General features: G+C 71.5%; 8 protein-coding genes. 5 read left to right on the top strand and 3 right to left on the bottom strand.

The features are described from left to right. The first annotated feature begins 115 nt into the window (after window positions 1-115). From recC to tsaA, 4 genes are read left to right on the top strand one after another with little or no spacing between them, the layout of a single operon-like run. Window positions 116-3,655: an exodeoxyribonuclease V subunit gamma gene (gene recC, locus DFR31_RS04075; RefSeq protein WP_425452509.1), complete on the top strand. Its 3,540-nt coding sequence runs from the start codon at window positions 116-118 to the stop codon at window positions 3,653-3,655. Further along, window positions 3,652-7,392, top strand: coding sequence for an exodeoxyribonuclease V subunit beta (gene recB / locus DFR31_RS04070; protein WP_121441361.1), 3,741 nt, complete (start codon window positions 3,652-3,654; stop codon window positions 7,390-7,392). Before recC ends, recB begins: the two co-directional genes overlap by 4 nt. Further along, window positions 7,385-9,523, top strand: a complete 2,139-nt coding sequence (gene recD, locus DFR31_RS04065) for an exodeoxyribonuclease V subunit alpha (RefSeq protein ID WP_121441360.1) — start codon at window positions 7,385-7,387, stop codon at window positions 9,521-9,523. Before recB ends, recD begins: the two co-directional genes overlap by 8 nt. Continuing rightward, entirely contained in the window at window positions 9,516-10,247 is a 732-nt protein-coding gene (gene tsaA / locus DFR31_RS04060; RefSeq protein WP_245971076.1) for a tRNA (N6-threonylcarbamoyladenosine(37)-N6)-methyltransferase TrmO, read from the top strand. The genes recD and tsaA overlap by 8 nt, the downstream gene beginning before the upstream one ends. Window positions 10,248-10,271: 24 nt before the next feature. Here the strand turns inward: tsaA and DFR31_RS04055 are convergent, their stop codons facing one another. Genes DFR31_RS04055 through DFR31_RS13845 form a run of 3 tightly spaced genes read right to left on the bottom strand, consistent with a single transcriptional unit; the run spans window position 10,272 to window position 12,769 of the window. Next, window positions 10,272-11,150 (bottom strand): DMT family transporter, encoded by an 879-nt coding sequence (locus DFR31_RS04055; RefSeq protein ID WP_121441359.1) that lies wholly within the window; start codon window positions 11,148-11,150, stop codon window positions 10,272-10,274. A 10-nt stretch (window positions 11,151-11,160) separates the two neighbouring features. Then, window positions 11,161-12,534, bottom strand: coding sequence for a TAXI family TRAP transporter solute-binding subunit (locus DFR31_RS04050; RefSeq protein WP_121441358.1), 1,374 nt, complete (start codon window positions 12,532-12,534; stop codon window positions 11,161-11,163). A gap of 16 nt (window positions 12,535-12,550) precedes the next feature. Continuing rightward, the gene (locus DFR31_RS13845; protein WP_170153589.1) at window positions 12,551-12,769 is read right to left on the bottom strand and encodes a YjfB family protein; all 219 of its coding nucleotides are present in this window, start codon (window positions 12,767-12,769) and stop codon (window positions 12,551-12,553) included. A 209-nt stretch (window positions 12,770-12,978) separates the two neighbouring features. Here DFR31_RS13845 and DFR31_RS04040 point away from each other — a divergent pair, with 209 nt between their 5' ends. After that, window positions 12,979-13,992: an AIR synthase family protein gene (locus tag DFR31_RS04040; protein WP_121441356.1), complete on the top strand. Its 1,014-nt coding sequence runs from the start codon at window positions 12,979-12,981 to the stop codon at window positions 13,990-13,992. The last annotated feature ends 17 nt before the right edge of the window (window positions 13,993-14,009 follow it).

Genomic DNA, 14,009 nt, shown 5'->3' with positions numbered 1-14,009 from the left:
CGGGTGCCCCCGGCACCCCCCCGGCCACACCGCTGCCACGACGCTATCTGTCGTGGCAGCGGTGTAGATTGAGGGGTAAGTGGGGTACCAAGGGTAACGGCAACGGAGGTGTCTGGTGTCCGGAGGGGAGGAACTGCAACCCGGCTTCATGGCGGTGCACGGCAACCGCCTGGAGGACCTGCGGGCGGTCATCGTGGAGTGGATGCAGGCCTACCCGCTGCGGCCACTGGAAACCGAGACCGTGCTGGTCCAGAGCAATGGTATGGCCCAATGGCTCAGCCATGCGCTGGCCGCCCACCCGGACAGCGAGGAGCCCGGCTGCGGGATTGCCGCCGGCCTGTCGTTGCAATTGCCGGCCCGCTTTACCTGGACCGCCTACCGCGAGGTGCTGGGCCGCGAGGCGGTCCCCCTGGACTCCCCCTTCGACAAGCGGCCGCTGACCTGGCGGCTGATGAGGCTGCTCCCGCAATTGGTGGAACAGCCCGGGTTCGAACCCCTGCGCGGGTTCCTCGAACGGGATGACGATCGGCGCAAGCGCCACCAGCTGGCCGAACGCCTGGCGGATCTGTTCGACCAGTACCAGGTCTACCGGGCCGACTGGTTGGCGGACTGGGCCGAAGGCCGGGACCAGTGCGCCGGGCCGGGCCGCGCCCCCCGCCCGCTGGCCGAGCGCGACCGCTGGCAGCCCCGGCTGTGGCGCGCCCTGTTGGCGGATATGGACGACGCCGAGCGCGGGCTCAGCCGGGCGGCCATCCACGCCCGTTACCTGGCGGCACTGCGCGAGCTGCCAACCCGCCCGGCCGGGCTGCCGCGCCGGCTGATCGTGTTCGGTATCTCGTCATTGCCCCACCAGGTGCTCGAGGCACTGGAAGGGCTGGCCCGCTTCACCCAGGTGCTGGTCGGCGTGCACAACCCCTGTCAGCACTTCTGGGCAGACATCGTCGCGGACAAGGATCTGTTGCGCGCCCGGCGGCGGCGCCAACCGCACAAGCCGGGCATGCCCGAGACCCTGGACGACAGCGAACTGCACAACCACGCCCAGCCCCTGCTGGCGGCCTGGGGCAAGCAGGGCCGTGACTACATCCGGCTGCTGGACGAGCACGACGACCCCGAGCACTACCGTCACCTGCTGGAGTCGCTGTCCTGGCAGCGCATCGATATCTTCCAGCCCCACGGCAACGGCCAGCTGTTGCACCAGTTGCAGGAGGACATCCGCGAGCTGCGGCCCCTGCGCGAGACCCGTGAGCACTGGCCGGCGGTTGCCGCCGACGACACCTCGCTGCAGTTTCACGTTGCCCACAGCCCCCAACGGGAGGTGGAGGTGCTGCATGACCGGCTTCTGGCGCGCTTCAATGCCCCCGACAAACCGCTGCTGCGGCCCCGCGATGTCATCGTCATGGTGCCGGACATCGACCGCTACGCCCCGCACATCCAGGCGGTCTTCGGCCAGACCCGGCCGGGCGACCCGCGCCATATCCCCTATACCCTGTCCGACCAGGGGAGCCGGGGCCGGGATACCGTGCTCATTGCCCTGGAGCGGTTGCTCCACCTGCCCGAGAGCCGCTGCGCGGTGAGCGAACTGCTGGACCTGCTGGACGTGCCCGCCCTGCGCCGCCGCTTCGGCCTGCGCGAGGGGGACCTGCGCCAACTCCACCAGTGGGCCGAGGGGGCCGGCGTCCGCTGGGGGCTGGGGCCGGAACAACGGGCCGGTCTGGGGTTGCCCGGGGGCCTGGAGGCGAACACCTGGCGCTTCGGCCTGCGCCGCATGCTGCTGGGCTACGCCGTGGGCAGCGGCGAGGCCTGGCAGGGGGTGGAGCCTTACGACGAGGTGGGCGGCCTGGATGCCGGGCTGCTCGGCCCGCTGGAGCAGCTGCTGACCACCCTGGACGCCGCCTGGGCCCGGTTGCGCCAGCCGCAGCCCCCGGCGGAGTGGCTGCTGACGCTACAGTGGCTGTTGAATGCCTGCTTCGACCCGGGTACCGAGACCGAGGCCACAACCCTGGATCAACTGCAAGAGACGCTGGAGCAGTGGGCCGCGGACTGCGAGGCCGCCGCCCTGGATGAGCCCTTGCCGCTGAACGTGGTCCGCGAGCACTGGCTGTCCAGCCTGGACGAGGGTGGACTCAGCCAGCGCTTCCTGGCCGGCGCGGTCAACTTCTGCACCCTGATGCCCATGCGCGCCATCCCCTTCCGCGTGGTCTGCCTGCTGGGCATGAACGACGGCGACTATCCGCGCAGCCCCACGCCGCTCGATTTCGACCTGATGGCCGACGACTACCGCCCGGGGGACCGCTCCCGGCGCGAGGACGACCGCTATCTCTTCCTGGAGGCGCTGCTCTCCGCCCGCGAGCAGCTCTACATCAGCTGGGTGGGGCGCAGTGTCCGCGATAATGAACCCCGGCCCCCGTCGGTGCTGATCGGCCAGTTGCGCGATCACCTGGCCGCCGGTTGGGCGCTGGCGGGGGCCGGTCACGAGCCCCGCCCGGACAAGAGCCCGCTGCTGCAGCAACTGACCACCGAGCACCCGCTGCAGCCCTTCAGCCGGGTGAATTTTCCCCTCTCCGGCGCCGTTGATGCCCGCCACTTCACCTACGCCCGGGAATGGCAGGGGGTACAGGCTGCGGCCGGCGAGCACGATCCGGCCGAGGCGGCTGGTCCCGACAACGCCCCGTTGCCGGAGGATGAGCACGCCGACGAACCGGTGGCCCTGGCCCCGACGACGCTGGCCCGCTTTCTGCAGCGGCCGGTCCAGGCCTTTTTCCAGCACCGGCTCGGGGTCTATTTCGACGAGGACCAGGAGGGCAGCGAGGACCTGGAGCCCTTCGAGCTGGACGGGCTCACCGCCTGGCAGCTTCGCCAGCAGCTGGTGCAGACCGGTCTCGGCGCCGTGGACAAGCCGGAGGCCTGGCCGCAGGTACTGGGAGGGGAGGCGGCCCGGCTGCGCCGCAGCGGAACCCTGCCGGTGGGCACGGCCGGCGAACTGGTGGCGGCGTCGCTGCTCACCCAGGCCGAAGACGTGCTGCAGCGCTACCACGAGCGCTTGCAGGCCTTCCCGCAGGTCGTGCCGCCTATCGCCGCCGAGCAGCCGCTGGCCCACGGCCGCTGGCAACTGGCATCCGAGCTGGAGGGCCTGCGCAGCGATGGCCACCACCGACTGCAACTGGGGTACAACGTCAGCCGGTTGAAGGACGCCAAGAGCCGGGATTGGCGGTACGAGAAGCTGCTCGCCACCTGGGTCGATCACCTGGTGGCCAACGCCCTCGCGGGCCCGGTCACCACCGAGCTGGTCGGGCTGGACACCGGACTGAGCCTGCAGCCTGTGCCCGACGAACTGGCCCGCAGCCACCTGGCGCAGGTGCTCCGGGCCTGGGATGCAGGTCAGCGCCGGCCCCTGCCGTTGGCCTGCAGGACGGCCATGGCCTGGTTGGATGCCGAGGCTGGCGGCAAGCATGATCCACTGGAAAAGGCACTGATAACCTACACCGGCAATGAACACACGCCCGGGGAGGCCCAGCGCGACCCCTACCTGCTGCGGGTCTACCCGCAGGCCGACTGGCTGCTGGCGGACCCGGACTTCGCCCGCTGGCGCGATGCGCTCTACCGGCCGCTGCACCAGGCCGTGCAGCGCCACGACCAGGCCGGGAGGGTGGCATGAGCCGATCAGACCACGAAGAGCTGGACCTGCTCCGGTTGCCGTTGCGCGGCAGCCGGCTCATCGAGGCCAGCGCCGGCACCGGCAAGACCTTCACCATCGCCGCGCTCTACCTGCGGCTGGTACTGGCCCACGGCGAGGTGTGCGGCGATGGCGCCCCGCTGGACCCACCGCAGATCCTGGTCGTCACCTTCACCGAGGCCGCCACCCAGGAGCTGCGCGAGCGTATCCGTGACCGGCTCAGCCAGGCGGCTGCCGCCTTCCGCGATCCGACGCTCTACCGGGATGACCCCGTGCTCTCCCGGCTGCGGGCCGACTACCCGGAGGCCGAGTTGTCGGCCCAGGCGCGCCGCCTGGAACTGGCCGCCGAGTGGATGGATGAGGCCGCCGTCTCCACCATCCACAGCTGGTGCTACCGCATGCTGCGCGAGCACGCCTTCGACAGTGGCAGCCTGTTCACCCAGGACCTGGAGGCGGACCAGGGCGAGCTGCTGGCAGAGGCGGTGCGCGATTACTGGCGCACCTTCCTCTATCCGCAGGAGGCACCCTCCCTGGCGCTGCTGCGCAGCGAGGTCTTCGGCGACACCCCCGAGGCGCTGCTGGCGAAGGTGCGCCCCCTGGTCGGGCAGCCGCTCCCCGCTGACCCGGAGCTGGAATCCGCCGAGGGGCTGAGCCGCCTGCTGGCCGGCCAGCAGCGGGCGGTGGACGGGCTCAAGCGGCCCTGGCGGGAGGCACCGGAGACCCTGGAGGCGCAGCTGCGCGAGCTGGTGGCCGGGCCGGTCAGCAAGCGCGCCTACGGCGATATCGACAAGCTGATGCGGCTGATGCAGGCCTGGGCCGACGACCCTGGCGCCCTGCGCCCCGAGCCGGTCAATGGCAGCTGTATCCTGGAGCGGCTCTCCCGCGCCGGCCTGGCCCGCCGCCTGAAAAAGAACCAGACGTTGCCCGACGACCTGCATCCGGGGTTCGAGTGTCTGGATGACCACGATCAGTACTGCGACCTGCCGGCGGAGCGGCTGCTGCGTGCTGCTGCTCGCTGGATCGGCGCGCGCTTTCGTCAGGCCCAGCGCCAGCGGGCCCAGATGGGCTTCGATGACCTCCTGACCCGGCTGGATGCGGCCCTGGCCGACGGCGAGGCCGGGGAACGGCTGGCCTCCACCCTGCGTCGGCAGTTCCCGGTGGCGCTGATCGACGAGTTCCAGGACACCGACCCGGTGCAGTACCGCGTCTTCCAGCGGGTCTACCGCGTGGAGGAGAACCGCCCGGAGCAGGCGCTGCTGCTCATCGGTGACCCCAAGCAGGCCATCTACAGCTTCCGCGGCGCCGACATCCACAGCTACCTGCAGGCCCGCGAGGCCACCCGGGGCCGGCACCACACCCTGCCGATGAACTTTCGCTCCACCACCACCATGGTGGACGGGGTAAACCAGCTGTTTGCCCAGGCCGAGCAGCGCTGGGAGGAGGGGGCCTTCCTCTTCGGCGCCGGCGGCGACAACCCCGTGCCCTTCAAGCCGGTAACGGCCAAGGGCCGTGACGAGGTACTGGAGGTGGATGGCCGGGTGCTGCCCGCGGTCCACCTGTGGTGGGAGGACGAGGGGGAGCCGGTGCGCAAGGGCGCGTACCTCCAGCGCCAGGCGGACGCCTGCGCCAGCGAGATGGCGGCCTTGCTCAATGGCGGTGCCGACCGCCGCGCGGGTTTCCGTGACCCGGAGGGCGGGCTGCAGCCGTTGCGGCCCCGGGACATCGCGGTGCTGGTGCGCGACTTCAACGAGGCGCGACAGATCCAGCAGGCGCTGGGGCGGCGCCGTATCCGCAGTGTCTATCTCTCCGACCGCGAGTCCGTCTACCGGACCGACCAGGCCGGTGACCTGCTCCGCTGGTTGCGCGCCTGCGCCGAGCCCACCGTGGAGCGCCTGCTGCGGGCGGCCCTGGCCACGCCCACCCTGGGCCTGGCGCTGGCCGACCTTCACCGGTTGGCGGAGGACGAGCTCCTCTGGGAGCAGCGGGTGGAGCAGTTCCGGGGCTACCGGCGCACCTGGCAGGCCCAGGGCGTGCTGCCCATGCTGCGCCGGCTGCTCCACGACTTCGAGGTGCCGCGCCGGCTCGTCAGCCGGCCGGACGGCGAGCGGGCGCTGACCAACCTGCTGCACCTGAGCGAGCTGCTCCAGCAGGCCGCCGCAGAACTGGACGGCGAGCAGGCGCTGATCCGCCACCTGGTGGAACACCGCGAGGGCAATGGCCAGGGGGCGGACGAGCAGATCCTGCGGCTGGAGAGCGACGAGGACCTGGTCAAGGTGGTCACGGTGCACAAGGCCAAGGGCCTGGAGTACCCACTGGTCTTCCTGCCCTTCATCTGTACCTTCAAGCCGGTGAGCAAGGGCCGTCGACCCTTCCTGGACCGGGGGGCGCCGGAAGGCCCCCGCTGGGTATTCGAGGTGGACGACGAGATCCAGGAGCGCGCCGACCGCGCCCGCCTGGCCGAAGACCTGCGGCTGCTCTACGTGGCCATGACCCGGGCCCGCCACGCCTGCTGGTTGGGACTGGCCCCGTTGGCCCCCGGCAATGCAAAGCGCAACCAACTGGAGCGGAGCGCCGTGGGCTACCTGCTCGCCGGCCCGGAGGGCATGGCCAACGGGGAGCTGAAAGAGGTATTGGAAGCAGCCCGCGAGGGGGAGCCGGCCATCGCCGTGACCCCACTTCCGGCCGTCACCGACGCGGTCTACCGGGGCCGCGATGAGGCGGGTGAGGCGGGCCCGGCCCGCACCCCGGCGCGCCCGGCCTACGAACACTGGTGGATCGCCAGCTACAGTGCCCTGGCCATCCACGAGACGCCCGACCGGGGTGCGGCCGGTACCGCTACGGCGCCCGATGCGCCCGCCGCGCCGGAGACTGTCCGCCAGGAGATCATCCGCGAGACCGTCACCGAGCGGGACGGCGGGGCGGAACCGGGCGCCGGACCGGCTGCGGCGGGCGAGCCGCTGCACCGCTTCCCCCGTGGCCCGGGCCCCGGGACCTTCCTGCACGGCCTACTGGAGTGGGCGGCGCAACAGGGGTTCGCGGAGCTGGCCAGCCGGCCAGCGGTGCTGGAGCGGGAGGTCCACCGGCGCTGCCGTCGGCGCGGCTGGTCCGATTGGGCCGCCCCCGTGGCCGACTGGCTGCGACGGCTCCTGCAGGCTGACTACCCGCTGCCGGGCCAGGGTCCGATGAGTCCGGTCCGGCTCATCAACTACCAGCCGGAGCTGGAGTTCCTCTTCGAGACCCGCTGGCTGGATGCCCGGCGGCTGGACCGTGCCGTGCGCGAGCAGACCCTGGACGGGGCCGCCCGCCCGGCGGCCGGGGCCGGTCTGCTCAACGGCATGCTCAAGGGCTTCATCGACCTTGTCTTTGAACACGAGGGCCGCTTCTATGTGGGCGACTACAAGTCCAACTGGCTCGGCCCCGGCGCGGCGGATTACGGTCCCGGTGCCCTGCGCGAGGCGGTGCTCGGCCGCCGCTACGACCTCCAGCTGGTGCTCTACACCCTGGCGCTGCATCGGCTGCTCCAGGCCCGTCAACCCGATTACGACTACGACCGGCACGTGGGCGGGGCGGTCTACCTCTTCCTGCGCGGGGTGGATGCGCCCGGCCAGGGGCTTTTCCACTGTCGCCCGCCCCGGGCGCTGATCGAGCAGCTGGACGACTGGCTGCGTGAGGGGCCGGATCGACCCGCCGCGGTCCTGACCGGGAGGCCTGATGACTGACCGTACCGCTGTTGCCCTGCCGGCCACCGCCGGCGACACCCTGGCGCTGCTGGACCGCTGGGTGGCGCACGGCTGGCTGCGCCCCCTCGACCGCGCCCTGGCCGCCTTCCTGCTGGAGCAGGCACCGGACGCCTCGCCGTTGCTGCTGCTCTGTGCAGCGCTGGCCAGCCACCAGGTGGGGCGGGGCCACGTCTGCCTGGACCTGCCGGCGCTGCTCGCCGACCCGGATACCACCCTGTCCCTGCCCCCGGAGGGCGGCGAACCGGCCGATACTCCCCCGCCACGTCCCTCGCGCTGCCTGGCGGGCGTATGCCCGCGGGCGCTGGACGCGGCGCTGGATGCCCCGGAACTGGTCCAGTCCGGGCCCGGTAATAGCCCGCTGGTGCGCCGGGGTCCGCGGCTTTACCTGCGCCGGTACTGGGCCTGCGAGCAGCGCATCGGCGCGGTACTGCGGGCACGCATGGCCGATGCCGCGAGCTGGCAAGAGGCGCTGGACCCGGAGGAGGCCCGCCGTTGGCTCGACACCCTGTTTGCTGGTGCGGCCGGTGAGGGGCCGGATTGGCAACGGCTGGCCTGCGCCCTGGCTGCCGGCCGGGGCTTTTCGGTGATCACCGGCGGACCCGGAACCGGCAAGACCACCACCGTCCTGCGCCTGCTGGTGCTGTTGCAGGCGCTGCGCGAGTCGGCCCGGGCGGGCGCGCCCCTGCGCATTCGCATGGCCGCGCCCACCGGCAAGGCCGCCGCCCGGCTCAACGCCTCCGTGGCCGGCGCCCTGGACCGGTTGCCGCTGGCGGGCGTTACCGGTGGGGAGGCGTTGCGGGCACGGATACCCACCGAGGTTACCACCGTGCACCGTCTGCTCGGCGCCCGGCCGGGCAGCCGCCATTTTCGCCACCACGCCGGCCGGCCGTTGCCGCTGGATGTGCTGGTGGTGGACGAGGCCTCCATGATCGACCTGGAGCTGATGGCCAGCCTGCTGGATGCACTACCCGCCCGAGCCCGGCTGATTCTCCTGGGCGACAAGGACCAGCTGGCGTCGGTGGAGGCCGGGGCGGTGATGGGCGAGCTCTGCCACCGGGCGGATGGCGGCCACTACACCCCGGAGACCGCGGCCTGGCTGGCCGGGGTCTCCGGCGAAGCCATTCCCCGGCACTACCAGGACAGCGCCGGTCGCCCCCTGGATCAGCACATCGTCATGCTCCGGTACAGCCACCGCTTCGGTGCCGAGAGCGGCATTGGTCGTCTCGCCCGCGCCGTGAATGATGGGGTGGTCCGGGATGCCGAGGGGCTGTTTGCCGAGCGCGGGCGCCACCCTGATATTGCCCGACTGGACCTGGCCGGGCCGGAGGACGCGCGCCTCGAGGCGCTAGCAGTCAGCGGCGGGGGCGAACACTTCGCGCCGTCGACCGACGGTGCTGTGCCCGCGGGCCAGCAGCACTACCTGCAGGTGCTGCACCAGGGGCGTCCCGCGCCCGATGCCCCGCGCACCGCGTGGGAGGACTGGGCCCGTGGGGTCCTGCAGGCCCAGGGCGCCTTCCAACTGCTGGCGGCGGTGCGGCGTGGGCCCTGGGGCGTGGAGACGCTGAACCAGCGGATCGCCGCCGCCCTGCGCGATCGTGGCCTGGTGCGCGGTGAGGGCGTTTGGTATGCGGGCCGGCCGGTGATCGTCACCCGCAACGACTACGACCTGGGGCTGATCAACGGTGATATGGGGGTCACGTTGGCGGTGCCGGCCTGGCTGGCCCAGGGGCAGGCCGGCCCGGAGCCGGCACTCGCCGCGGCCGATGGGGCCCGGGACCTGCTGCGGGTGGCCTTTTTGGCCAACGATGGCAGCGGCCGCATCCGCTGGGTGCTGCCCAGCCGGCTGGAGCAGGTGGAGACCGCCTACGCGCTGACGGTACACAAGGCCCAGGGCTCGGAGTTCCGCCACGCGGCGCTGGTACTCCCGGACCGCAACAGCCCGGTTCTGACCCGCGAACTGCTCTATACCGGCATCACCCGCGCCAGCCGCTGGTTCACCCTGCTCAGCAGTGAGCCGCGGGTGCTTGCCCGGGCCATGGGCCAGCGCACCTTGCGCAGCGGGGGATTGCGGGGCGCATTGATGGACGGGAGCGTGTCGGAAAGTGGTTGATCGACTACCGGGAGGGGTGGCCGAATTGCCCCCGATCCAACCCATTGGCCGGGTCCGTACGCCGTTCCCGGAGCGGTTCGGCATCCCCCGTCAGGGCGGGCTGGTGGAGGCCATCCCGGGTACCCTGGATCTGGATGCACCCCACGACCGCCCCGAGGCCTGGCAGGGCATCGAGGCCTTTAGCCACCTGTGGCTGGTCACCTGGTTTCACGCCGGGAAGGGGCAGGGCGGGCTGACCGTGCGCCCGCCGCGGCTTGGGGGCAACCGGCGCCTCGGCGTGTTCGCGACCCGCGCCCCCTACCGGCCCAACCCCATGGGACTAAGCCTGGTGCGCCTGGCCGAGGCGGACCTGTCCGGGCCCCGGGCCCGCATCGTGATCCGAGGCCCCGACCTGCTGGACCGCACGCCATTGCTGGACGTGAAGCCCTACGTGCCCTACTGCGATGCGGTCCCCGATGCCCGGGGTGGGTTTGCCGCCACGGCCCCGGACCCGCTGCTGCGAGTGGTCTGGACCGACGCTGCCCGCAGGCGGGCCGAGGCGGAGGCCGGGCGGCATGCAGGGCTGGTCGCCTTGATCGAGGCGGTGCTCGCGGCGGACCCGCGTCCGGCCTATCAAAAGAGCGCCGGGCGGCAGTACGGGGTGCGCCTCTATGACCTGGATGTCCACTGGCGGGTGGTCGAAGGGGTGGTGGAGGTCCTGGGCGTGCAGCGGGTCGGGGCGTAGCCGAGTTGCGCCCGGGGCGAGATGTCAGCTTGTCTGGCGGCCCTGTTGCTGCAACCCCAGTCCGGCGAGGATCAACACCAGACCCACCAAGGTGGAGGGCAGCAGCGCTTCCCCCACGATAAAGTGCAGCAGCAGCAGTGAGACCGGCGGCGAGAGGAAGATCAGGTTGGAGATGCGGGCGGTTCGCCGGGTGGTGTTTACCGCCAGCTGCCAGAGCATGAAGGCCAGGCCCATCTCGAACAGCCCGACGTAGATCCCGGCACCCACGGCCCCCCAGCCTGGCCAGCTGAAGCCCGGCCCCAGCAGCATGAACAGGGTGAGCAGTGGCAGGGCGACGCTGAAGTTCTGCCATTGGCCCACCAGGACCGGTCGGCTGTCCCGGGCGCTGAACAACCAGTAGCCGGCCCAGAGCAGGGTGGAGAGCAGGGCCAGCGCCACCCCCAAGCCGTCCTCGAAGCGCAGGTCCAGCACCGCCCCGCGGGTGGCGATCACCCAGACCCCCGCGTAGGCGATCAGCCCGGCCACCAGGTCGCGGCCGGTCAAGCGGTGGCCGAGGATCGGCACGGCCAGGAAGGCCATGGTCAGCGCCCAGGTGTAGTTCAGCGCCATCGCCTCCTGGCCGGGGAGCCGGTCGTAGGCGCCGAACAGCACCAGGTAGTAGGCCACCGGGTTCAGCACGCCCGCCCACAGGGCGGTTCGCCAGCCCCGGGCCGTCAGTGCCTGGCGCCACTCGCCGCGGTACCCGAGCACCGCGCCCTGGAGCAGCCAGGAGGTGAGCGCGGCCAGCCAGATCAGTTCCAGCGGGGACAGGGTCTCCAGGGCCAGCTTGAAGGCGGTGGCCACCGTGGACCAGAGGCCCACCGCGCCCAGCCCGTAGAGCAGTGCCAAGCGGTCGTGGGTCATCGGGGCGGGGTCAGTTGGCGCGGTCGAGGCGTTCGCGGACCCGCTGGCGCATGTAGGCGATATGCAGGCGCAGGTTGTAGAACTCCTCCATGTAGGAGAGTGGCACCTCCGTTTCCGACACGTCGTGGTCCAGCTTCTCCAGCTGCTCCAGGTCGCTCTCCAGCCGCGCCACGGGCACGTCGTGCCGGCCCAACTCCTCGTCGATTACCCGTAGCTGGCGGTACCAGCGGAAGATCCGGCGCCGCATGCTCCAGGTGACCGCCGCGGGGGCGATCCGCACCAGCGGGATGATGATGGTGAGCAGGGGGATGATCAGGATGGCCGTCCGGTCCACCAGCGAGGCGGCCCAGAAGGGCAGGTGGCGGTGCAGGAACCCCGGGCCGCGCTGGAAGAAGTAGCGCGCCTCTTCGGAGACCGGGATGTCCATCTGCTCCAAGGAGGGGAACTCGTTGCCGTTGCCCACCAGGTGCACCCGCTGACTGCGTTGCTCCGCCTCCACCAAGAGCTGGACCACGGCGCGGTGGGTGTCCTTGCGGCTCACCAGGTAGGTGGCCGGCGCCAGCATGAGCACGTCGTGGGGCGGAAGGTTGCGCCGCGGGTCCACCACGCCCTCGAAGAGCGTCACCGGTGCCAGGTAGGGGAGGCGCTGGCTGAAAGAGAGTGCCTGGGACTGGCTGAGGGCGCTGATACCCGGAGCGGACAGCAACTCCTGCACCAACGGGGCATTGGGGGACATGACAAACGCCGCCGCGCCCACCTCGCCGTCAAGCAGGGCCTGGCTGGCGGCCGCTCCGCCCAAGGGTAACAGGTCGGTCTCCAACGCCTCGGAGCCGGCGAGGCCCAGTTCCTCCAGCAGGGTCAGCACCAGCGTGCGGGTGCCGCTGCCTTCGGCGCCGATGGCGATACGCAGGCCGGAAAGGGTGTCCAGCCGCTGTGGCGTGTCCGGTCGGCTGTCCAGGAGCTGCGCGGCGTTCAGGGCGTCGTCGCGGTAGAACACGAACAGCGGCTCGTGGGCCACGCTGACCAGCCCTTCCAGCTGCTCGTCGGCACCCGGCGGGGCGGTGCCCCCCTGGACGATCGCCGCGTCCACCTCGCCCTCCAGCAGGCGCTGCCAGTTCTCGGTTGCCCCCTCGGTGGCCACCGTTTCCAGAGTGATGCCCCGGTCCTGGAACCAGTCGGCGTATTCACTGCCGATTTGCTCGTAGGCGCCGCCGGCGGTGCCGGTGGCCAGGGTGACGTGGCGGGGCGGGGCGGGCTCGACGAACTGCCAGGTCACCACCAGGGCAACGATACCGAGGAGCAGGATGCCCCCCCAGATGGCCAACGGCCCGCCCGGCAGGCGGGCGCCAAGGCTGGGCTTGCGGGGGGCGGGTGTCGCGGCCACGGTGGTCGTCGCGGGCTCAGGCCATGACGTCGAGCCGAGAGCCTACCTGTTCTGAGGGGACCGATGGGGCGGCCGGGGCCGGCTTGCCCCCCTCCAGGGTGGCATCGATCAACTGCAGGGCACTGGACTCCTGAATATCCATGGCCGTTTTTTGCACGCTGGTCTGTACCGCCTGTTGCAGGTTGGCCTGCGACAGGCCCGTGGCCAGGCTGGCGATGCTGCTGACGTCTGCCATCGGGACCTCCTGATGCGTTTTCCCTCCGTCCAGTTTGCCTGCCCCCGGCGTCCCTGTGAAGCGCTGCGGGTGCCCGTAGCGGGGGCAGGTTGGTATCGGACTGCCCGGAGCCGGTTGACCTGGCCGGGGTGGGGGCATAAAACGGTCAGCCCCGAGGGGGTATCAGCTGGAGGCCCCGGTTAACACAGCGAGCGCAGACGGAAGAGGGTATGGCCGAAGACAGTCTGGACACGGGGAAGCTACCCCCCGAGCTGATGGCACGCATGCTGGGCGGTCTGCCGCCCGTGGGCGAGGACGTGGTGGTGGGCCCGGGTGTCGGGCTCGACTGCGCCGTGGTCCGGCTGGGCGAGCGGTTGCTGGTCTGCAAATCCGATCCGGTCACCTTTGTTTCCGATGCCCTGGGTGAATACCTGGTGCAGATCAACGTCAATGACCTGGCCACCACCGGCGCCACGCCCCGCTGGCTGCTGGTCACGCTGTTGCTGCCGGCGGAGGATACACCGGCGGCACAGCCGGCGCGGATCATGGGGCAGATCACCGATGCCTGCGGGCGCCTGGGGATCACCCTGGTGGGCGGGCACACCGAGGTGACCACGGCAGTGACGCGCCCGGTGGCCGTGGGCTGCCTGCTGGGCGAGGTCGGTCCGGAACGGCTGGTCACACCCACCGGGGCTGAGCCGGGCGACGTGCTGCTGTTGACCAAGGGCGTGCCGCTGGAGGGGGCAGCGATCCTGGCGTCGGAGTGCCGCGGGCGCCTGGTCGGGGCGTTCAGCGAGCAGGCATTGGACGAGGCGGCCGCCTATGTCACCGAGCCGGGTATCGGAGTGCTCCGGGATGCCCAGGCCGCCCTGGCGGCCGGCACGGTGCACGCCATGCACGACCCCACCGAAGGCGGGCTCAAGGCCGCACTCTGGGAGCTGGCGCAGGCCAGTGGCCGGCGGCTGCGGGTCGATGCGGCGCGTATCCCCGTTCCTGACCTGGCCCGGCGCATCTGCGAGCACCTGGGTCTGGACCCGCTGGCCACCATCGCATCCGGCGCACTCCTGCTGGCGGTCCCACCGGGTGAGGCGGCGGCGATCAGCGGCGCCCTGGAAAGGAAGGGCATAGCCTGCACTGCCATCGGCAGGGTCGCCACCGGCCCGGTTGGCGTGGACTGGTGCACGCCCGAGGGCAGCCGGCCGCTGGCGCCGCCGGCCCAGGATGAGCTGGCCCGCCTGATCTGAGGCCGGCTCGCCGTCCG

The sequence above is a fragment of the Alkalispirillum mobile genome (assembly GCF_003664325.1).
GTDB lineage: Bacteria > Pseudomonadota > Gammaproteobacteria > Nitrococcales > Halorhodospiraceae > Alkalilimnicola > Alkalilimnicola mobilis.
Note: the sequence above shows the minus strand (reverse complement) of the source record. Positions and strands in the feature narration are given on the sequence as shown.